The sequence below is a fragment of the Streptomyces sp. MMG1533 genome (assembly GCF_001279775.1).
In the GTDB taxonomy this organism is placed as follows: domain Bacteria; phylum Actinomycetota; class Actinomycetes; order Streptomycetales; family Streptomycetaceae; genus Streptomyces.
Map to the genome: position 1 here is coordinate 73,043 of NZ_LGDG01000085.1, position 21,219 is coordinate 94,261.

The following is a 21,219-nucleotide window of genomic DNA, read 5'->3' on the forward strand; positions in this document are numbered from 1 at the left end:
CGGTGATGTCCCGAAGGTAGGGAGGGCGCGTTTCCTGACTGTGGCACTGGGTGACCGGAAAGGAACTTTGCTCTCACCCCGCGCGAACACGGGATGAGAGGTTTCGTTGCCTTACGTTACGAACAGCTCCCCTGGAAGACGGCGGCCCGACCAGCTCCGCTGGCCGCGACGGCAATGTCCGGCGGTGCCGTCAGGAGCGAGATCTGCCACGGCGGCGTCGTGGGCACCCTCGGCGGTGAGGGTGGTGACGAGCGTCACGCCCGCGTTCGTGTGCACGGCGACGGAGTCCACGTTGGAGTCCCCGTTGTTGTCCGGCACATCCAGGGCGCCGGAACCGTTGCTCACGGCGGCCAGGTCGAGGGTACCCGTCCCCGTCGAAGCCGGCGGCGACAGTCGGGTACGGGTACGGGTACGGGGCCCGGGTGAGCCGCTTTTCGGCCGGCCGAACCGTCGCAGACGGGTCACCTTCACCGGGCACGTCAGCGGGCGGGCCTGTCGAGACACCAAGCCGCCGTCAGCGGGACCGGCGGGCGTTGAGCCGGGCGGCCTGGCTGGTCAGGTGGTTGCGTTCGGCGAGGTTGGGGGCCTTCTCGGCCGCCTCGGCGTACAGCCGTGCCGCGGTCGTCAGGTCGCCGTCGCGCTCGTGGAGGTACGCCGCCACCGCGGTGTGGCGGGGCAGTGAGTCGTCCAGCGCCGCGAGCGCCGCCAGGCCGGCGCGCGGTCCGTCGGCCTCGCCGACGGCCACCGCACGGTTGAGCCGGACGACCGGGCTGTCGGTCAGGCGCGCGAGCTCGTCGTACCACTCGACGATCTGCACCCAGTCGGTCTCCTCGGCGGTGGGCGCGTCGGCGTGGAGGGCCGCGACGGCGGCCTGGGCCTGGAACTCGCCCAGCCGGTCGCGGGCCAGGGCCGCCTGCAGGATCTGGACGCCCTCGGCGATCATCCTGGTGTTCCACCGGCCGCGGTCCTGCTCGGCGAGCGGCACCAGGCTGCCGTCGGGCGCGGTCCGGGCGGCGCGCCGGGCGTGGTGGAGCAGCATGAGGGCGAGCAGCCCCGCCACCTCGGGGTGGTCGACCTGGGCCGCGAGCTGCCGGGTGAGCCGGATGGCCTCGGCGGCGAGGTCGACGTCGCCGGAGTAGCCCTCGTTGAAGACCAGGTAGAGGACGCGCAGCACGGTGGCGACGTCGCCGGGCCGGTCGAACCGCACGCCGGAGACGGTGCGCTTGGCCCGGCTGATGCGCTGCGCCATGGTCGTCTCGGGCACCAGGTAGGCCTGGGCGATCTGGCGGGTGGTCAGCCCGCCGACGGCGCGCAGTGTGAGCGCGACCGCGGAGGACGGCGTCAGCGAGGGGTGGGCGCACAGGAAGTAGAGCTGGAGCGTGTCGTCCACCGCGGGCGCGGGCCCGGGCTCCGGCTCCTCGTCGATGAGGTCCTCACGCCGGCGGCGGGCGGTGTCCGCGCGGGTCGCGTCGAGGAACTTGCGCCAGGCCACGGTGACCAGCCAGCCCTTCGCATCCCGCGGCGGGTCGGCGGGCCAGACGCGGAACGCCTCGACCAGGGCGTCCTGCACGGCGTCCTCGGCCGCCGCGAAGTCGGCTCCGCGGCGGACGAGGATGGCGAGCACGCTCGGCGTGAGGCTCCGCAGCAGGGCCTCGTTCATCGATGCGGTCACTCCGTGATGGTGGGCGACACGCCGTAGAACGGACGCAGCTCCAGCCACTCGTGGATCGGCTTCCCGCCCGCGCCGGGGGCCGCTGACAGCTCCCCGGCCAGCTCGACGGCGCGCTCGTAACTGTCGACGTCGATCACCATCCAGCCGGCGATGAGGTCCTTGGTCTCGGCGAACGGGCCGTCGGTGACCGGCGGGCGCCCCTCGCCGTCGTACCGGACCCACGTCCCCTCGGGGGCGAGCGCCTGGCCGTCGACGAACTCACCGGTCTTCTCCAGCCGGGCCGCGAAGTCGTTCATGTACTGCACGTGGGCCGAGATCTCCTCCGGCGTCCACTGGTCCATGGGTACGTCGTTGGCCGGAGCCGGGGCGCCGCGGTAGTGCTTCAGCAACAGGTACTTGGCCATGGTGGTTCTCCTCGGTGCTGGTGCGGCCCATCGTGGCCGCGTTCACTGCGGGGACGGAGCCGGCCACGGGTTCTCGACATCACCACCCGATTTTCTTCGACCGACCGGCAACGCGCACGACTGGACCACCGAGAGGGTCCTTGAGTCGCTCCCCACGGTCTACCGGCCGGCAGTCACCCTCTTTCGGGCCCGCTTCCCCTTTTTCGCCCCGCTCGGCCACAGCTGCGGCTTCCTTTTCGCCGCCACGTCCTCCATCCACCCGAAGGCGAGCACGCAGACGGCGATGAGGATCCAGACGAGGGCGAGGACCGGCCACGGGCTCTCCAGCAGCCAGGGGTAGTGCACCGAGAGGGTGTCGATGCTCCACAGGTGGTCCCAGAGGGTGGCGGCGATGAGGATGCACGTGTTGTGCCAGAGGTAGATCGTCACCGCACGGGAGTTGAGGAGGTTGATCGATCCGGCCCAGCGGCGCAGTCTTCGCGGCCACTGGGTCCAGGACGGGCTGATGTGCAGGAGCAGCAACACCGTGGCGAAGGACCACAGGGACTGGGCGAACGGGATGTCGTCGAGGTCGTTGCCCGCCTTGAAGCCGTGCGTGAGGGCGTACCAGAGGCCGAGGCAGGCGATGACCGGCGCGACGGAGGGGACGACGTAGCCGGGGAGCCGCCGCAGGATGCCCTCCTGGTGGGCCATGCCCAGGATCCAGCAGGCGCCGAACGTGCTGAAGTCGGTCAGCGCCGACGGGAACCGCTCGCCCGGCAGCGAGAGGTAGCCGAACTCGAAGGCCGCCGCCAGGACGATCGGCGACACGATGGTCGCCAGGGGCAGCGCGCGCAGGGCCTTCAGGAGGAACGGGGACAGCAGCACGAACCAGAGGTAGGCGCGGATGTACCAGAGCGGTCCCGCGAGCTCCGCCGCCCAGTCCTCGCCGAGGATCCCGTGGACCCCGGACAGGCCCTCGGCGTAGGGCGGGTCGCTCAGCGGCAGGATCCAGTAGCCGAGGTGGAGCCACCACCAGCCCGGGTGCCCCTCGTCGCTCGGACCCCAGCCCTGAATCACCATGCCCGTCACGCCGATCGCGCCGAGCAGCCACAGCGGGGGCAGCAGGCGGCGCATCCGGCCGCGGATGACCTGGAGGGGCGGGCGGCTTCCCAGGGAGCGGGCCATGAGGTTGCCGGCGAGCGCGAACATCACGCCCATCGACGGGAACACGATCGGGAGCCAGGCCCAGCCCATGAGGTGGTAGAGGACGACCCGGAAGAGAGCGACGGCCCTGAGGAGGTCGAAGTAGCGGTCGCGGGCAGGGGCCGCCCTGCGGGTCTGCTGCTCCGGCAGCCCCGGCTGCGCCTCGTCCTGCGTGGTTGCGGTGCTCATCTCGCCGACTTCCGTACTCGTCTCGCCCGGTGCGGTGCTCATGCGACCGGCCTTCCTTCCGCGACCTGCCTGCCCTGCGTGGGCACGTTCGGCGGGGCCGACACCCCGCCCTTGCGCCGCAGCTTCTGCCAGCGCAGCCGGCCGCCGGTGAGGGCGGTGATCCACGACTGGAGCAGGACGACGTACATCAGCTGGCGGTAGAGGATCTGCTGCAACGGCAGCGAGATCAGCGGAGTCAGCCGCTCCCGGTCGAGGATGAAGGCGTACGTCGCGCAGGCCGCCTGGATGGCGAGGACGCCGAACCAGGCCAGGATCGTCTTCCCGGTGGGGCCGAAGACCAGGCCGTAGACGAGGAACACGTCGATCAGCGGGGCGAGCAGCGGGGCCAGGACCATGAACAGCGACACCAGCGGGAGTCCGACCCGGCCGAAGCGGCCGGAGGGGCCCCGGTCGAAGAGGGCGCGGCGGTGTTTCCAGATCGCCTGCATGGTGCCGTAGGACCACCGGTAGCGCTGGGACCACAGCTGCTGGACGGACTCCGGCGCCTCGGTCCAGGCGCGGGCGTTCTCCGCGTAGACCACCCGCCAGCCGTCGCGGTGGATGGCCATGGTGATGTCGGTGTCCTCGGCGAGCGTGTCGTCGCTCATGCCGCCGACGCGTTCCAGGGCGGTACGGCGGAAGGCCCCGACGGCGCCCGGGATGGTGGGCATGCACTGCAGGACGTCGTACATACGGCGGTCGAGGTTGAAGCCCATCACGTACTCGATGTGCTGCCAGGCGCCGATGAGGGTGTCCTTGTTGCCGACCTTCGCGTTGCCTGCGACCGCGCCGACGCGGGGGTCGCCGAAGGGCTGGACGAGTTCGCGGACGGTGGTCGGTTCGAAGACGGTGTCGCCGTCCATCATCACGACGAGATCGTGACGGGCGTTCGCCACACCCCGGTTGAGGGCGGCGGGCTTGCCCGCGTTGAGCTGGCGGACGACGCGTACGCCCGGCAGGTTGAGGTTCTCCACGATGCGTGCCGTGCCGTCGCTGGAACCGTCGTCGACGACGATGATCTCGATGGGGTGATCGCTCGCCATCAGGGACCGGACGGTGCTCTCGATGCACTTGGCCTCGTTGTACGCCGGGACCAGCACCGACACCGGCTCGGTGACCGGCGGCCCCCAGCGGAAGTCGCGGCGGCGCACCCGGCGGGCGTGGAGGGCGGAGAGCAGCAGCATCAGGCCGAAGCGGGCGATGACCAGGAAGCCGATGATCGCGAGGCCGACCACCAGCACGGCCGTGATGTTGTCCGAGGCCTGCACCAGGAAGACCCAGGCCTTGCCCTTCCACAGCTCGATGCCGACGGCCTCGGTGTGCGCGCTGGGGGCGTCGAGGGCCTCGGTGAGGTTGTCGAACGTGTAGCCCTTGGCCTTCATCTGCGGCAGGAACCGGTCCAGCGCCTCGACGGTCTGGTGGCGGTCGCCGCCGGAGTCGTGCATCAGGACGATCGCGCCCTTGCCGCCCTTGGGCGTGACGTTGCGGATGATCTGGTCGGCGCCGGGCTTGCGCCAGTCCTGGCTGTCGACGCTGGTGACGACGGTGATGTAGCCGCGGGTGCCGATGTACTGGGTCACCGGCCAGGACTTGTTGTCCATGGATTCGGCGAACGAGGAGTACGGCGGCCGGAACAGCGAGGTGCGGATGCCGGCGGCGCCGGTGATCGCGAGCTGGTTCTGGGACAGCTCCCAGTCGATGCGCTTCTTCGACTGGAGGGAGAGGTCCGGGTGGTTGAAGGTGTGCAGACCGACCTCGTGGCCCTCGGCGACCATGCGCCGGACCAGGTCCGGGTAGCGCGAGGTCATGGTGCCGGTGACGAAGAAGACGGCGTGCGCGTGGTGCTTCTTGAGCACGTCCAGGACCTCGGGGGTCCAGGTCGGGTCCGGGCCGTCGTCGAAGGTGATGACCATGTGGTGGTCGGGCATCTTCAGGCTGGTGGTGCGGCCGCTGCGGGTGTCGATGACCGGGCCGCCGTCGAGGATCTTCTGGGGCACCTTGTCCGCGGAGGACTCGGGCTGGATGCGGTGGTCCGCGAGGATCTCGCTGTGCACGTAGCCGCGCAGCATGAGCATCGCCATCAGCGCGGCGAGGAACAGCACCGGCAGCAGCAGGCGCATGGGCAGGCGGCGACGCCTGGAGCCGTCGGCGGCTCCGGGCGCGGCCCCGGGACGGCGGGTGCGGGTTGCCATCAGAGGTTGTGCTCCGGGGACGGGGATGCCATCGGGTGGACGGGCATCAGGAGGAGGTGCGCACGAGCGGGGCGTGCACCGGGAAGTGAGGTGCGCTGCGAGGTCCTCTCGACGAGGACCTCCCGGCGCGCACCCTCACAGGACGGCTTCCGGCGACGGCGAGGGTGCGACCACCGTGCCGTCCGGCTCCGTGACGATCGGGGTCGGGTCGCTGGGGCCCTCGGCCACCGTGCCGGTGCCGGTTCCGCCGCTGTCGCCGGCACCCGTGGTCTCGGTCGGGGTGGCGGTGGGCCCGGGAGTCGTCGGCGTCGGGTCGGGTGGCGTGGTGGTGACCGGCGGGTCCGTCGTCGGCTTCGGGTTGGGCGGGGTCGACCCGGTGCCCGGGCCCGGGGCGGTGGCCGTCGGGCTGGGCGAGGCGTCGGCGGACGCGCCCGGCTTGCCGGGGCTGGTGCTGGCGCCGGGCGCGGTGGCGCCGGCGCCCGGGACCGGGGCCGTGCCGGTGCCGGCCGTCGGGGTGGGACCCGGTGTGACGCCGGCCGTGCCGGAGGGCGGCGCCGACTCGGCGGGCAGCGGCGAGGTGTCGACCTTGCCGGCCGGCTGGCCGTCCTGCTGGCCCGGCACGGGCAGCCAGGGCGCGTTGGAGTTGCCGGACAGCAGCGTGCCGACGATGACCACGGCGTAGACCGCGCAGGCCATGCCGACGGCGATGCCGATACGGCGGTACCGGCGGCTGCGGCGGCCCGACTCGTCGACGAACACCGGTCCGTCGGAGCCGTCCTGACCGGCGGCCGGACCGTCACCGGACCCGCCGCCCTTGGCCTGCCGTACCAGCAGGTCCTCCAACTGCTGCCCAATGCCGTCGAGTTGGACCGTCACCTCGTGCGGGTCGTGAGAGGGGCCGCTGCCGTCGTCCGGGTCTTGGCCGGAACCGTACGTACCGGTCTCGCCCCACGGGTCACGGACGACGCTGATCCGCGCGGCCGCCTCCGGGCGGCCCGGCAGCTCGGCGGCCGACGGCGGGGCGTCGGAACGGTCGGTCCCGCCGGTGCCCGGGAACACCCGGGCGGCTCTGCCGAACATGCCGGTGTCGTCGGCGTCGACACGGACCCGGACGTCCTCGCCCGGGATTCCGCTTCCGGGCTGTCTCGGGATTCCGCTTCCGGTGGTCTCCGGGAACGCCTGGGTGCCGTCCCCCTTAGCCGGATGAGCCTCGGTCGATGCGACCTCGGGCCATTCCGGTTGGGCGTCTTCCCGCCACTTCTTCACGCGCACGCACATCCCCCCAGGGACAGTTCCGGGTGCGCGTACGACCCGAGCACCAGTCGGTCGAACCGGGCCCCCACCCGGTCCGAGCGCCCCCCTTATCACACTGTGCTCAGGGTACGAATGTAGCGCACAAGGAGGTTGTGTGTTTGCAGGGTGCTCAATTGTGGACAGTCATCAGGTCTGCATCGCTGGCTGGAATCCATCCCTCGGCGGGTCGCCGCAGCCACTCCTCCTCGACCGAGAGTTCGAGCGCGGACCGGCGCAGTGCGTCAAGTCCGGGGTGCACCAGCCCCTTTCGCCACACCAGTGACACGAGTGACAGCGGGACGGGGTCGACCAGGGGGCGCAAAACCGTGACGGGCATGGCCGGAAAATCCACCACAACGAGAATGGGATTCCGCGTCTTCGCCATGATCCGCTGGAACTCCTCGTCCCCGACGGCCGGCGGAGCGGGCGGCGCGAGCTCGATACCGCGCCCCGCGAACAGCCGGCGCGCGAGGTCCGTCCACTCCGGCGTACGCGGGTTGCCGGCGCCCGCGTACACGCACTCACCGGCGAGCGCGGCGAGCGGCACCGCCTCCAGCGCCGCCAGCGGGTGGCCCTCGGGCAGGAGGACCGCCAGGGGCTCGCATCGCACGGGCTGGTGGTCGAGGCCCGACCGCAGCGCCGGGGCGAGACCGGCGAACCGCCCGAAGGAGGCGTCCAGCCGGCCCGCGAGCAACTCGCCCGCCGCATGGGTCAGTCCGCTCTCGTAGCGGGCCATCAGCTCCAGTTCGGGCGCGAGCTCCCGGGCCCGGTGCAGGACGCGACGACCGGTGGCCAGGCCCGGCGTGTTCAGGTCCACCAGCAACGGCCGGGCCTGCCCGAAGGCGGCGAGCAGCTCGTCCTGCGCCTGGAGCGCCCGGCGCGCGTACGGCACCAGCCGCTCGCCGTCGGCCGTCAGCGTCACCTGCCGGGTGGTCCGTACGAACAGCTCGGCCCCCAGGTCCCGCTCCAGCCGCCGTACGTCCCGGCTGAGCGCCTGCTGGGCGACGTAGAGCCGGGCCGCGGCACGCGTGAAGTGCAGCTCCTCGGCGACGGCGAGGAAGGCGCGGAGGAGACGGGGGTCGAGGTGGTGGCCGGTGGCGGGCATCCGGGGAACCTACAACGGGGGTGCGTGAATCGGTACGGGGTATTCACATCGGTACGGAGTATTCACAACAGGAGTGCGTCAATCGGCGCGGAGAAGGTGTTGGACCCCTTGATCGGCTCCGGGCGACCGTGGACCCATGCCGCAACCCGCCCCGAGGAAGCCACCCCTGTACACCGTCACCGCCGACACCCTCGTCGCCGTCGACTTCAGCCCTCGTACCGCCTTCGGCCCTCGCACAGCCGGAAATCCCGGTCCCTACCGCCGCCTGTTCACCGTCCCCGGCACCCGCGCCTTCACCATCGGGAACCTGCTGGCCCGCATCCCGATGGGCATGTTCAGCGTGAGCGCGGTCGTCATGATCGCCGGGACGCGGGGCTCGTACGCCCTCGCCGGCGCCGTCACCGCGACGGGCCTCGCGGCGACCGCGGTGGTCGCCCCGTGGACCGCGCGGCTCGTCGACCGGTACGGGCAGGCGCGGATCGCCGTACCCGCGACGCTGCTCGCGGCCCTCGGCTCGCTCGCGCTGCTGCTGTGCGTACGGCACGGGGCGCCCGCCTGGACGCTCTTCGCCTCCTACGCCGCCACCGCCACGACCCCCAACCTGGGCGGCATGTCCCGCGCCCGCTGGGCCCATCTGCTGAAGGACGACCACAAGGCGCTGCACACCGCGAACTCCTTCGAGCAGGCCGTGGACGAGCTGTGCTTCATGCTGGGCCCGGTCCTCGCGGCCTTCCTGTGCGGGACGTTCTTCCCGGAGGCGGGCACGCTGGCGGGCGTGGTGCTGCTGGTGACGGGCATGCTGCTGTTCGCCGCGCAGCGCTCCACGCAGCCGCCGGTCGCGGAGCGGGCCCGGGCGAAGACCACGGCCCTGTACCGCGCACCCGGCATGCCCCCGCTGCTCGCCGTATGCCTGGCCATGGGCGTGGTGTTCGGGGCGATGGAGGTCGTCACGATCGCCTACGCGGACGCGCGGGGGCATCCCGCCGCGGCCGGCACGGTGCTCGCCCTGCAGGCGGCAGGTTCGTGCGCGGCGGGCCTGCTGTACGGGGCGGTGAAGCCGGCCGGTCCGGCGGCCGACCGCTACCCGTGGTGCATCGCCGCCATGACCGCGCTGCTGACGCTGCCGCTGCTCACCGCCGCGCTCACCGGCTCGCTCCTCGTCCTGGCGGGCGCGCTGCTGGTCGCGGGGATGGCGACGGCACCGACGATGGTCACCGGCATGACCCTGGTCCAGGAACGCACACCCGAGGGCCGCCTCAACGAGGGCATGACCCTCGCGGTGACCGGCCTGCTCGGCGGGATCGCCGCCGGCAGCGCCCTCGGCGGCTCGCTGGCGGAACACGCCTCCGCGGCGGCGGGGTTCGGGGTGCCGGTCGCGGCGGCGGCGCTGGCGTTGATGGTCACGCTGGGATCGGTGCGGCCCGTCGAACCGCTTCCCTGATTCCGGCGCACCCCATTGACGCCCTCACGGTCGCCGCATACGTTCCCCCGTCGAAGCGCTTCGACGTCACGCATCGAATCGATTCGACGAACCCCGCGTGACGCCGGGACCCATCCGACTCCGACTCTCCTGGAGACACTGGATGTTGACGGCACGAAGGCGTGTGGTGGCGACGGCGGTGGTCCTCACCGGATCACTGCTTGTGGCCTCCTGCGGTGACTCGGACAGCGGCTCCTCCGACGGCAAGACCCTCAGACTCTGGCACTACGAAGGCCCGACCAGCGCGATGGGCATCGCCTGGAAGGAGGCCATCAAGGAGTTCGAGGCCGACCACCCGGGTGTGAAGGTGAAGTTCGAGGAGAAGAGCTTCGACCAGATCCAGAAGACCGCACCCATGGTCCTGAACTCCTCCGACGCGCCCGACATCATGGAGTACAACAAGGGCAATGCGACGGCGGGCCTGCTCTCCAAGCAGGGGCTCCTCACCGATCTCACCGCCGAGGCGGCCAAGCGCGGCTGGGACAAGAAGCTCAGCGCGAGCGTCCGCACCACCAGCCTCTACGACACCGACGGTGTGATGGGCTCCGGCAAGTGGTACGGCGTGCCCAACTACGCCGAGTACACGCTGGTCTACTACAACAAGGACCTGTTCAAGAAGTACGGGATCGCCGAGCCGAAGACGTTCGACGAACTGACCGCCGCGATGGACACGTTCGTCGGCAAGGGCGTCACCCCGCTCGCCAACGGCGGCGCCGCGTACCCGGCCCAGCAGTACCTCTACCAGCTCGCCCTCTCCAAGGCCGACCGCTCCTGGGTCGACGCGTACCAGCTGTACAAGGGCAGGACCGACTTCCATGACGCGGCCTGGACCTACGGCGCCGAGACCTTCGCCGACTGGGTGAAGAAGGGCTACTTCAGCAAGAGCTCCAGCGGCATGAACGAGGAGGCCGCCGGGGTCTCCTTCACCCAGGGCAAGGCGCCGATCCTGTTCTCCGGCAGCTGGTGGTACGGCCGCTTCAAGACGGACTCCACATTCGACTGGGGCACCTTCCCGTGGCCGGACTCGCAGCTCAGCCTCGGTTCCGGCGGCAACCTCTGGGTCGTCCCCAAGGGTTCCGGAAACAAGGATCTCGCCTACGACTTCATCGACATCACCATGTCGAAGAAGATCCAGAACCTGCTGGGCAACTCGGGTGGCGTCCCGGTCGCGGCCGACGCGTCCGCCATCACCGACCCGCAGGCCAAGACACTGATCGACAACTTCAACACGCTGTCGCAGAACGACGGCCTGGCCTTCTACCCGGACTGGCCGGTGCCCGGCTTCTACGACGTCCTCGTCTCCGAGACGCAGAAGCTGATCACGGGCAGCGAGAAGCCGGACGGCTACCTGGACGCGTTGCAGAAGGCGTACGACAAGGACGCCCCGAAGCAATGACGGTGACCGTCGAACGGGGTGCGCGGGCCGCGGCCAAGGGCGACGCGCCGAGGCCCTCGCGCCGCCCCCGCGACTCCTACGCCCTGTTCCTGCTCCCGGGTGCCCTCGCCTTCCTGGCCGTCGTCGTCGTCCCGTTCCTGATGAACACGGGCGTGAGCTTCACCGAGTGGCAGGGCGTGGGCTCCCCGGAGTGGTCCGGGCTCGCCAACTACCGCGAGCTGATGGACGACAGCGAGTTCTGGGCGTCCTTCCGGCACAGCCTGTTCATGGTCGTCGCCATGGCCGCCGTACCGACGGCGATCGGGCTGGTCCTGGCCGCCGCGCTGTTCGACTACGTCGGCAAGCACTTCGGCAGCCGGATCGCGGCGGTCCTCCGCGCCTGCTTCTACCTCCCCCAGGTCCTGCCGATCGCGGTCGCCGGCATCGTCTGGAGCTGGATCCTCGCGCCGGACAACGGCGCCCTCAACGAACTGCTCGAAGCGATCGGGCTCGGCGGATGGCAGCAGGACTGGCTCGGCGATCCCGACATCGCGCTCTACAGCGTCATGGGCGTGATGGTGTGGGTCCAGATCGGCTTCCCGCTGGTCGTCTTCATGGCGGGCCTGCAGCGCGTCGACCCCCAGCTGTACGAGGCGGCCGAGCTGGACGGCGCAGGCTGGTGGCGCCGCTTCCGGCACATCACGCTGCCGCAGATCCGCCCGGAGATCTACGTCGTCCTCACCTGGTGCTCGATCGCCGCGCTCAAGGTCTTCGGCGCGGTGTACGTCCTCACGAAGGGCGGCCCGGGCGGGGCGACGAACGTGCCCTCCTACTTCTCCTTCACGACGTTCTTCGAGAAGACGCAGGTCGGCTACGGCGCCGCGATCTCCACCGTGCTGACCGCGATCATCCTGCTGCTGTCGCTGATCGGCCTGAAGTTCCAGACCCGCGCCGAGGACGCCGAAGGGACCCGCGCATGACGACCGCGCTCCGCCGCTACCCGGTCCTCGTGGCCCTGTGCATAGCCGCCCTCTTCATGATCGTCCCGTTTGCGATCGTCGCGGTCAACGCGGTCAAGTCCCCCACGGAGTACGCCCAGAACGGCCCCCTCGGCCTGCCCGAAGGTCTCTACCTCGACGGCATCGAGGACTTCTGGGAACGCGTCGACTTCGGCCGGAAGCTGGTCAACTCGGTACTGATCAGCGGGTCGGTGGCGGTACTGGCCGTGGTCCTCTCGGTCCTCAACGCGTACGCGATCGGCATCGGCCGCATCAAGGGCCGCACCTGGGTCCTCGCCTTCTTCGTCCTCGCGAACATGCTGCCGCAGGAGGCGCTGGTCTACCCGATCTACTACCTGAGCAAGGAGGCCGGCCTCTACGACACCAGGCTGAGCGTGATCATCGTGTTCACGGTGATCCAGGCGGCGTTCGGCACGTATCTCCTGTCCTCGGTGCTGGGCCGGTTCCCCCGCGAGATCATCGAGGCCGCCCGGATCGACGGGGCGAACAAGTGGCAGGTCCTGTGGCGGATCGTGGTCCCCGTCAGCCGCCCCACCATCGGCGTGCTCCTGGTCTTCTTCTTCATCTGGACCTGGAACGAGTTCCTGCTCCCCCTGGTCATGCTGATCTCCAACGACAACCAGACCGTGTCGGTGGCCCTCGGCGTCCTCCAGGGCCAGCGCCTGATGGACGCCACGATGACCAACGCGGCCGCCCTGCTCGGTGTGCTCCCCGCGATCGTCTTCTTCCTCGTCTTCCAGCGAACCCTCACCCGCGGCATCGCCGTCGGTGCCGTGAAGTAAGGAACCCCCCACATGAAGTTCACCGACGGCTACTGGCTGCTGCGCGAGGGCGTCACCGCGGACCACCCCGCCGAGGTCCTCGACGTCACGGCGGCGGACGGCGCCCTGGAGATCCACGCGCCCTCCCGCCCCATCCGCAGCCGCGGCGACCTGATGACGGGACCGGTCATGACGATCAGCGCGCACTCCCCCATGCCCGACGTCATCGGCGTCACGTTCACCCACTTCCGGGGCGAGCGGCCGGGCGCGCCCGAATTCGGGCTGGCGAGGCAGGAGTGCACCCCGCAGACCTCGTACGACGACGAGCACGCGACCCTGACCTCCGGCTCCCTCTCCGTCCGGTTCGCCCGCTCCGGCCCGTGGCACGTCGACTTCCTCGCCCACGGCCGGGTGCTCACCAGCAGCGGCCACAAGAGCATGGGCATCATGCGGGACCCGTCCGGCACCCACTACCTGCGCGAACAGCTGGGCCTCGGTGTCGGTACGTCCGTCTACGGCCTCGGCGAGCGGTTCGGACCGCTGGTGAAGAACGGCCAGGTCGTCGACATCTGGAACGCCGACGGCGGCACGACCACCGAACAGGCCTACAAGAACGTGCCGCTGTACCTGACCGACGCCGGCTACGGCGTCTTCGTCGACCACCCCGGCAAGGTCTCCTTCGAGGTCGGCTCGGAGGCGGTGTCGAGGGTCCAGTTCAGCGCCGAGACACAGGCGCTGACGTACTACGTCATCCACGGCCCGACGCCGAAGGACATCCTCCGCAAGTACACGGCCCTCACCGGCCGCCCGGCCCTCCCGCCCGCCTGGTCGTTCGGTCTGTGGCTGTCGACGTCCTTCACGACGTCGTACGACGAGGAGACCGTGACCTCCTTCATCGAGGGCATGCGGGAGCGCGAACTCCCGCTCTCCGTCTTCCACTTCGACTGCTTCTGGATGCGCGAGCACAACTGGTGCGACTTCCGGTGGGATCCGCGGGTCTTCCCGGACCCGGAGGGCATGCTGGCGCGGTTCAAGGACCGGGGCCTCAGGGTCTCCGTGTGGATCAACCCGTACATCGCGCAGCGCTCCCCGCTGTTCGCGGAGGGCAAGGAGCTCGGGCATCTCCTCAAGCGGCCCGACGGAAGCGTCTGGCAGTGGGACCACTGGCAGCCGGGCATGGCGTTCGTGGACTTCACCAGCCCGGCGGCCCGCGAGTGGTACGCGTCCAAGCTGGAGGGGCTGCTCGCACAGGGTGTCGACTGTTTCAAGACGGATTTCGGCGAGCGGGTTCCCCTCGATGTGGCCTGGTCCGACGGCTCCGATCCGGAGCGGATGCACAACTACTACACGTACCTCTACAACCGCACGGTCTTCGACGTCCTGCGCAAGCACCGGGGCGAGGAGGAGGCGGTCGTCTTCGCCCGCTCGGCGACGGCCGGGAGCCAGAAGTTCCCCGTCCACTGGGGCGGCGACTGCGAGGCGACGTACGAGTCGATGGCCGAGTCCCTGCGCGGAGGCCTCTCCCTGGGCCTTTCCGGCTTCGGCTTCTGGAGCCACGACATCGGCGGCTTCGAGGGCACGCCGACGCCCTCCCTTTTCAAACGGTGGCTGGCCTTCGGGCTGCTGTCCTCCCACAGCCGCCTGCACGGCAGCTCCTCCTACCGGGTCCCGTGGCTGTTCGACGAGGAGTCGGTCGACGTACTGCGGCACTTCACACGGCTGAAGCTGCGGCTCATGCCGTATCTGTACGAGGCCGCGCGCACCGCCCACACCGAGGGCGTGCCGGTGATGCGGGCGATGGTCCTGGAGTTCCCCGACGATCCCGGGTGCGCGCATCTGGAACGCCAGTACATGCTCGGGCCGCACCTGCTGGTCGCGCCGGTGTTCAGCGACGAGGGGGACGTGAAGTACTACGTGCCCGAGGGCACCTGGACGCACTTCGTGACCGGGGAGACGGTGACGGGACCGCGCTGGGTGCGGGAGAACCATGGGTTCTCGAGCGTGCCGCTTCTTGTGCGGCCGGGATCGGTCGTCCCGGTGGGCGCTGTGGACGACCGGCCCGACTACGACCACGCCGACGGGGTCACCCTGCGGGCGTACGGCCTGGAGCGGGGGCAGCAGGTGGCGGTGCGGATCGGGGACGTGACCTTCACCGTCGTACGCGAAGGGGATCTGCTGCGGGCGTCGTGCAGTGACCCGGTGGCGCCCTGGGGGCTGGCCGTCGGTGAGCGTGAGGTGCGGGCGCAGGCCGGGACCGGATTCCTGACGGTGGAGTGGCTCTGATGGTGAAGATCACTGACGTGGCGCGGCGCGCCGGGGTCTCCCCCAGCACCGTCTCGTACGCCCTCAGCGGCAAGCGCCCCATCTCCGAGGAGACCCGGCGCCGGGTGGAGGAGGCCATCCGTCAGCTGGGCTACCGTCCGCACGCGGGCGCCCGGGCGCTGGCCAGCAGCAAGTCGAACGTGCTGGCGCTGGTGGTGCCGCTGCGGGCCGGCATCCACGTACCGGTGGTGATGCAGTTCGCGGTGTCTGTCGTGACCACGGCCCGCCGCTACGACCACGACGTGCTCCTCCTCACCCAGGAGGAGGGCGAAGAAGGCCTGCACCGGGTGGCCGACACGGCACTCGTGGACGCGCTGATCCTGATGGACGTACAGCTGCACGACCCCCGGCTGCCGCTGTTGAGGGTGCTGGAGCGTCCGTCGGTGATGATCGGTTTCCCGGCTTCCTCCGAGGGTCTGACCTGCATCGACCTCGACTTCAAGGCGGCCGGGGAAGCGTGCGTGGAGCATCTGGCGGGGCTGGGACACCGGGCGGTGGCCCTGGTCGGGTCGCCGCCCGAGGTGTACGTGCGCCAGACCGCGTTCGCCCAGCGCGTGGTCCAGGGCTTCACGGCCGCCGCCGACCGGCACGGGCTCGCCTCCGCCGTCCACCCCTGCGAGGCGTTACCCGGGGCCGCCCGCACGGTCGCCGAGCAACTCCTGCGCGAACAGCCCGCGTTGACGGGAGTGGTCGTCCACAACGAGCCCTTGCTCGAGCCCCTGATCGACGCCTTCGAGCAACTCGGCCTACGCGTCCCCGGCGACCTCTCCGTCACCGCCATCTGCCCCGAGGAACTCGCCGAGTCCGTCCGCGTCCCGGTCACGTCCGTCGCCCTGCCGTCCGCGGAGGTGGGCACCCGGGCGGTGGAACTGCTGATGAAGAAGCTGGACGGCACGGCCGTACCGGAGGCGACACTGCTGCCGCCACGGCTGACGGCACGGGCGAGTACGGCGCCGCGCAACGCCTGACGCGCGGCGCCGCCCGCGACGGGTCTCCCTCACCGGTTCAGCCGAGCCCCCAGGCCCGTCCGAGCCGGTACGCGGCGCACAGGTTCACGTCGAGGAGGTACGCCCCCGCCGTCCCGCACTGCTCGCTCCCGCTGCCGGGATCGACGGGCTGTCCGTGTCCCATCCCGGTGACGCTGTACGTCTCCACGACGGCGTGCCCGCCCGCGTCCGCGAAGACCTGGTGGGGATACCCGGCCACGCTGTCGTTGACGTCAGCGGCCTGGTCGGCCCCGTGGACGTCGGTCCACTGCTTCGTCAGGTCGGTCATGTTGACGGGCTTCACGGTGTAGTCGGCCGTGCCCTGGAAGACGGTGAGCGTGGGCCAGGGGCCGCCGTACCCGGGCCGGGCGGCCCGTACCCGGTCGCCCCACTGCTGCGGGGTCTGGGTGGCGCCGACGTACATGCAGACGTACGGCGACCCGGCGGCCTGCGCGCATCCGTACGGCAGTCCGGCGACGATGCCGCCGCCGGTGAACTTCTCCGGGTACGCCGCCATCATCACGGCGCTCATGCCGCCGCCGGCGGACAGTCCCGTGACGTAGACGCGTGCGTGGTCGCCGGAGACATCGGCGAGGTGCCGGTCGACCATCTGCGCGACGGACGCGGCCTCGCCCTGACCGCGCTCGATGTCCCCGCTGTGGAACCAGTCGAAACAGCTCGACGCGTTGTTGGCGGCCTGCTGCTGCGGCAGCACGACGGAGAAGCCCCAGCGGTCGGCGAGCTGGAGCCATCCGCTGCCGGTGCCGTAGCCGGAGGCGTTCTGCGTGCACCCGTGCAGCGCGACGACGACGGGTCGGCCGGCCGGCAGTCCGTCGGGGACGTAGCGGAACATGCGGAGCGCACCGGGGTTGGTGCCGAACCCGGTGACTTCCTGGAGGGCGGCGGCCTCGGCCCGGCCCGGGGTGAGGAAGGCGGCGAGGAGGGCGGCCAGGAGGGTCGCGAGGAGGAGAGGGCGGCCTGCGGCTCTGGTGTGCGTCCTGGTATGTGTCATGGAGACGGACCGTAGAAGCGTGAACGCCCCCTCGACATGGGCCGTCACACCACAACGGGCGGGGCAAGCATGGGTCCCGCACTCGGGTGGGTGTGGGCCTCTTTTGGGCATGGCACAGGCCCCGCCGCTCGAAAGCGACGGGGCCTGTGCCCACATGGGGTACCCGCACGAGTGCGGGCGAGTGGAGATGGCGGGAATCGAACCCGCGTCCAACGGTGCAGAATCAGGGCTTCTCCGTGTGCAGTTCGCTGTGATTTTCTCGGCCCCGGCGATCACGCGAACAAGTCGCCGACGGGCCCAGTCACTGTTTGATTTCCCTCTTCACCCCGTGACCGGGATCAAGGTTTAGTCCCCTAGCTGATGCCAGGATCCGGGTCGGGAACAGCCCCGGGCTGACACTCCCTTAAGTAAGGGGCAGTTGCCTAGTTACCTGAGATCAGGCAGCGAGGGCGAACTGCGTCGCCTTGGGAGAATCGCTCTTGATAGTGGCGATTATTTTTTTCGGCCTGTGGTTTACGAGATCATGGCCGCTTCCTCGACACGCTTCCCCTGCTTCGACAGCCGCTGTCGAAACCGATCATCCCCATGTTGATTTTTCAAACCGCGCACCCGCTGTGAGGTGCAGTTGCCATCGTACGTGACCAACGCAGGACGATGCCACCGTATTCCCGGCGGTCTCGCCCTACCGGCCCCGCTCCTACTGGGCCCGCTGCTTGCGCTTCGCCGCCGCGATCGCGCGGTCCGACTCCCGCCGGTCCTGCTTCTCCCGCAGGGTCTGGCGCTTGTCGTACTCCTTCTTGCCTCGTGCCAGGGCGATCTCCGCCTTGGCCCGGCCGTCCTTGAAGTACAGCGCGAGGGGCACGATCGTGTGCCCCGTCTCCTGGACCTTGGACTCCAGCTTGTCGATCTCCTCGCGGTGCAGGAGGAGCTTGCGCTTGCGGCGCACGGTGTGGTTGGTCCAGGTGCCCTGGCTGTACTCGGGGATGTGGGCGTTGTGCAGCCACGCCTCGTTCCCGTCGATCTGGACGAAGCCGTCGGTCAGGGAGGCCCTCCCCTGGCGCAGCGACTTCACCTCGGTGCCGGTGAGCACCAGCCCGGCCTCGTAGGTGTCGATGATCGCGTAGTCGTGCCGCGCCTTCTTGTTCTGGGCGACGATCTTGCGCTTGCCGTCCTTGGCCTTCGCGGCTCCCGAGCCCTGCTTGGGCTGGGACTCCTTCGGTACGTACATTCCCTTGCTCATAGTGCCGCCCATTTTCGCACTATGGAGGGGGTCTGCGGGAAACCGATTAACGGCTACTGCCCCAGGCCGCTGAGCACGGTCTCCGCCCGCTCCAGCATCTGCCGGTCCGCCTCCAGGTCCGGCGTGATGCCGTGGCCGTCGACACCGCGGCCGGACGGGGTGCGGTAGTGGCCGACGGTCAGCTCGGCGACGGACCCGTCGGGCAGCCGGCTCGGCATCTGGACCGAGCCCTTGCCGAAGGTGCGGGAGCCCACGACGACCGCGCGGCCGCGGTCCTGCAGGGCGCCGCTGAGCAGCTCGGCCGCGCTCATCGTGCCGCCGTCCACGAGGGCGACCAGGGGCCTGGTGGTGTCGCCGCCGGCCTCGGCGTGCAGCGCGCGCTGCTCACCGTCGACGTCGTAGGTGGCGACGAGGCCGCCGTCGAGGAAGGCGGAGGCGGTGGTGACGGCCTCGGTGACCAGGCCGCCGGAGTTTCCGCGCAGGTCGAGGATGATGCCGGCGGCGGCCGGGGCCTGCCGTACGGCGGTGCGGACGCGCTCGCCGACACCCTTGGTGAAGGCGGCGATCCTGATGACGGTGATGCCGTCGGCCAGTGTGCGTACGGTCACATCGTCGGTGGAGAGGCGGGCCCGGTGCAGTGTCTCGCTCCACGCGCGTCTGCCGCGCTCCAGACCTAGGCGGACGGCCGTACCGGCGGCCGCGTCCGTGGCGTCGCCGCGCAGTAAGGAGACGACCTCGGTCACGGGCCGCCCGTCGACCTTCGCGCCGTCGACGCTGCGCAGCCGGTCGCCCTTGTGGATCCCGGCGGCGTCCGCGGGCGACCCGGACTGCACCTTGGTCACCTCGATACGGCCGTCCCGCTCGCGCCGCGCCCACAGGCCGACGCCGGTGTACCGGCCGTCGAGGGCGTCCTCGAACTCCTCGTACTCGCCCGGGGAGTAGACGGCGCCCCAGCGGTCCCCGCTGCGGCTGACCGCGCGTTCGGCGGCCTCCACGGGGGACTCGCCGTCGGCCATGGCCTCCTCGGCGGCCTTCGCGACCTGCTCGTGGCGGCCGGCGGAGGCGGCCGCGATGGTGGTATCGGAGGAGGTCTTCCGGTCGCGGCCGCCGGCTTCGGGGAAGGAGCCGGTCGCGGCGCCGGCGACGAGGACGCTCGTGAAGAGCAATGTCAGGGCGGCCCCGCGGCGGATGCGACGGGGCTGACAGAACAGGTCTCGGCCTGACATGCGGGTGAGTCTAGGACAACGCGAAGGGCCGCACGGTCGGTTGACCGTACGGCCCTCTTGGCATGCGTCACACCTTCAGGTACTTGCGCAGCGCGAAGAACGCGGCCAGCGCGGGCATCAGCAGACTCGTCGCCAGGATGAGCGGCAGCTTCGTCAGTACGGCGTCCCAGCCGATGAAGTTGATCAGGTTCAGCTTCTCGGACAGGGCGAGGCCGTGGTCGATGAGGAAGTATCTGGCGATCACCAGGAACCCGCACGCGACTGTGCCGCCGATGAGCCCGGCGACCGCGGCCTCCATGATGAACGGCGCCTGGATGTAGAAGCCCGAGGCGCCGACCAGGCGCATGATCCCGGTCTCGCGCCGCCGGCTGAACGCCGAGACGCGCACGGTGTTGACGATCAGCATCAGCGCGACGACCAGCATCAGCGCCATCACCGCGCGCGCGGCCCAGTTCATGCCGTTCAGCAGGCCGAAGAGGTTGTCGAGGATCCCCTTCTGGTCCTGCACCGACTGCACGCCGTCACGCCCGTCGAAGGCGGTCGCGATGACCTGGTACTTCTCCGGGTCCTTCAGCTTGATGCGGTACGACTCCTGCATCTGGTCCGGCGTGAGGGAGCTGGCCAGCGGGGAGTCGCCGAACTGCTCCTTGTAGTGCTTGTACGCCGCGTCCTGCGACTCGTAGGTCACCTTCTGCACGACGGACGTCATCTTGTCCAGGTCGGCGAGGATGTCCTTCTTCTGGTCCTCGGTGACCGCGCCCTTGGCGCAGTTCGGGTCGGACTCGGCGTCGCTCTTGTTGCAGAGGAAGACCGAGACGTTGACCTTGTCGTACCAGTAGCCCTTCATGGTGCTGACCTGGTCGCTCATCAGGAGCGACCCGCCGAACAGGGCGAGTGACAGGGCGACGGAGACGACGACCGCGAAGGTCATCGTCAGGTTGCGGCGGAGACCGACACCGATCTCGGACAGTACGAACTGGGCGCGCATGGCGTCTGGTTAAGCCTTTCCGTGAACCGTCAGTGCTGGTAGCCGTAGACGCCGCGTGCCTGGTCGCGGACGAGGCGGCCACTCTCCAGCTCGATGACGCGCTTGCGCATCTGGTCCACGATGTTCTGGTCGTGCGTCGCCATCAGCACGGTCGTGCCCGTCCGGTTGATCCGGTCGAGCAGCTTCATGATGCCGACGGAGGTCTGCGGGTCGAGGTTGCCGGTGGGCTCGTCGGCGATGAGCAGCTTGGGACGGTTCACGAAGGCTCTCGCGATGGCCACCCGCTGCTGTTCACCACCGGAGAGCTCGCCGGGCATCCGGTCCTCCTTGCCGCCGAGCCCGACGAGGTCGAGCACCTGCGGCACGGACTTGCGGATCTCGCCCTTCGACTTGCCGATGACCTCCTGCGCGAAGGCCACGTTCTCGGCGACCGTCTTGTTGGGCAGGAGGCGGAAGTCCTGGAACACCGTCCCCAACTGGCGCCGCATCTGCGGCACCTTCCAGTTGGAGAGGCGCGCGAGGTCCTTGCCCAGAACGTGCACCTGACCGTGGCTGGTCCGCTCCTCGCGGAGGACCAGCCGCAGGAAGGTGGACTTTCCGGAGCCGGAGGACCCCACGAGGAACACGAACTCGCCCTTCTCCACTTCCAGGGAGACATCCCTGAGTGCGGGGCGGGTCTGCTTGGGGTAGACCTTGGATACGTTGTCGAATCGGATCACGGATGCACCACG

General features: G+C 70.1%; 18 protein-coding genes and 1 other RNA gene. 6 read left to right on the plus strand and 13 right to left on the minus strand.

Annotation, left to right across the window (positions count from 1 at the left end):
* Positions 1–111: 111 nt before the first annotated feature.
* The 7 genes from ADK57_RS11620 to ADK57_RS11650 all read right to left on the minus strand — a co-directional run bounded on the left by ADK57_RS11620 (position 112) and on the right by ADK57_RS11650 (position 8,079).
* The gene (locus tag ADK57_RS11620) at positions 112–345 is read right to left on the minus strand and encodes a hypothetical protein (RefSeq protein WP_159050040.1); all 234 of its coding nucleotides are present in this window, start codon (positions 343–345) and stop codon (positions 112–114) included.
* Between the two features lie 169 nt (positions 346–514).
* Positions 515–1,660: an RNA polymerase sigma factor gene (locus ADK57_RS11625; protein ID WP_053749323.1), complete on the minus strand. Its 1,146-nt coding sequence runs from the start codon at positions 1,658–1,660 to the stop codon at positions 515–517.
* Positions 1,661–1,668: 8 nt separating this feature from the next.
* The gene (locus tag ADK57_RS11630) at positions 1,669–2,076 is read right to left on the minus strand and encodes a YciI family protein (RefSeq protein WP_053749324.1); all 408 of its coding nucleotides are present in this window, start codon (positions 2,074–2,076) and stop codon (positions 1,669–1,671) included.
* 159 nt (positions 2,077–2,235) lie between these two features.
* Complete coding sequence (locus ADK57_RS11635; RefSeq protein ID WP_053749359.1) at positions 2,236–3,450, minus strand: acyltransferase family protein; 1,215 nt, start codon at positions 3,448–3,450, stop codon at positions 2,236–2,238.
* A gap of 38 nt (positions 3,451–3,488) precedes the next feature.
* A complete protein-coding gene (locus ADK57_RS11640) occupies positions 3,489–5,681 on the minus strand; it encodes a glycosyltransferase (protein WP_053749325.1) in 2,193 nt (730 codons plus the stop codon).
* Between the two features lie 135 nt (positions 5,682–5,816).
* The gene (locus ADK57_RS11645; protein WP_199830543.1) at positions 5,817–6,953 is read right to left on the minus strand and encodes a hypothetical protein; all 1,137 of its coding nucleotides are present in this window, start codon (positions 6,951–6,953) and stop codon (positions 5,817–5,819) included.
* 151 nt (positions 6,954–7,104) lie between these two features.
* Complete coding sequence (locus ADK57_RS11650) at positions 7,105–8,079, minus strand: LysR family transcriptional regulator (protein ID WP_053749326.1); 975 nt, start codon at positions 8,077–8,079, stop codon at positions 7,105–7,107.
* A 136-nt stretch (positions 8,080–8,215) separates the two neighbouring features.
* Between ADK57_RS11650 and ADK57_RS11655 the strand changes: the two genes are divergently transcribed.
* From ADK57_RS11655 to ADK57_RS11680, 6 genes are all read left to right on the plus strand, one after another.
* Positions 8,216–9,520, plus strand: a complete 1,305-nt coding sequence (locus ADK57_RS11655; RefSeq protein ID WP_053749327.1) for an MFS transporter — start codon at positions 8,216–8,218, stop codon at positions 9,518–9,520.
* A 142-nt stretch (positions 9,521–9,662) separates the two neighbouring features.
* Entirely contained in the window at positions 9,663–10,955 is a 1,293-nt protein-coding gene (locus tag ADK57_RS11660; RefSeq protein ID WP_053749328.1) for an ABC transporter substrate-binding protein, read from the plus strand.
* On the plus strand, positions 10,952–11,914 hold the full coding sequence (locus ADK57_RS11665) for a carbohydrate ABC transporter permease (protein ID WP_053749329.1): 963 nt from the start codon (positions 10,952–10,954) through the stop codon (positions 11,912–11,914). The genes ADK57_RS11660 and ADK57_RS11665 overlap by 4 nt, the downstream gene beginning before the upstream one ends.
* Positions 11,911–12,735, plus strand: a complete 825-nt coding sequence (locus ADK57_RS11670; RefSeq protein ID WP_053749330.1) for a carbohydrate ABC transporter permease — start codon at positions 11,911–11,913, stop codon at positions 12,733–12,735. Before ADK57_RS11665 ends, ADK57_RS11670 begins: the two co-directional genes overlap by 4 nt.
* Before the next feature lie 12 nt (positions 12,736–12,747).
* Entirely contained in the window at positions 12,748–14,997 is a 2,250-nt protein-coding gene (gene yicI, locus ADK57_RS11675) for an alpha-xylosidase (protein WP_053749331.1), read from the plus strand.
* Entirely contained in the window at positions 14,997–16,004 is a 1,008-nt protein-coding gene (locus ADK57_RS11680) for a LacI family DNA-binding transcriptional regulator (RefSeq protein WP_053749332.1), read from the plus strand. Before yicI ends, ADK57_RS11680 begins: the two co-directional genes overlap by 1 nt.
* Positions 16,005–16,041: 37 nt before the next feature.
* Here the strand turns inward: ADK57_RS11680 and ADK57_RS11685 are convergent, their stop codons facing one another.
* The 6 genes from ADK57_RS11685 to ftsE form a co-directional block, all read right to left on the minus strand.
* Positions 16,042–17,034 (minus strand): alpha/beta hydrolase family esterase, encoded by a 993-nt coding sequence (locus ADK57_RS11685; RefSeq protein WP_053749333.1) that lies wholly within the window; start codon positions 17,032–17,034, stop codon positions 16,042–16,044.
* A 179-nt stretch (positions 17,035–17,213) separates the two neighbouring features.
* Positions 17,214–17,619: a transfer-messenger RNA gene (ssrA, locus tag ADK57_RS46530) on the minus strand.
* Between the two features lie 112 nt (positions 17,620–17,731).
* Positions 17,732–18,274, minus strand: coding sequence for an SsrA-binding protein SmpB (gene smpB, locus ADK57_RS11690; protein WP_053749334.1), 543 nt, complete (start codon positions 18,272–18,274; stop codon positions 17,732–17,734).
* Between the two features lie 53 nt (positions 18,275–18,327).
* Positions 18,328–19,500, minus strand: a complete 1,173-nt coding sequence (locus ADK57_RS11695) for a S41 family peptidase (protein ID WP_078973070.1) — start codon at positions 19,498–19,500, stop codon at positions 18,328–18,330.
* Between the two features lie 67 nt (positions 19,501–19,567).
* Entirely contained in the window at positions 19,568–20,488 is a 921-nt protein-coding gene (ftsX, locus tag ADK57_RS11700) for a permease-like cell division protein FtsX (RefSeq protein WP_030045382.1), read from the minus strand.
* Positions 20,489–20,517: 29 nt separating this feature from the next.
* Complete coding sequence (gene ftsE, locus ADK57_RS11705) at positions 20,518–21,207, minus strand: cell division ATP-binding protein FtsE (RefSeq protein WP_053749336.1); 690 nt, start codon at positions 21,205–21,207, stop codon at positions 20,518–20,520.
* Between the last annotated feature and the right edge of the window lie 12 nt (positions 21,208–21,219).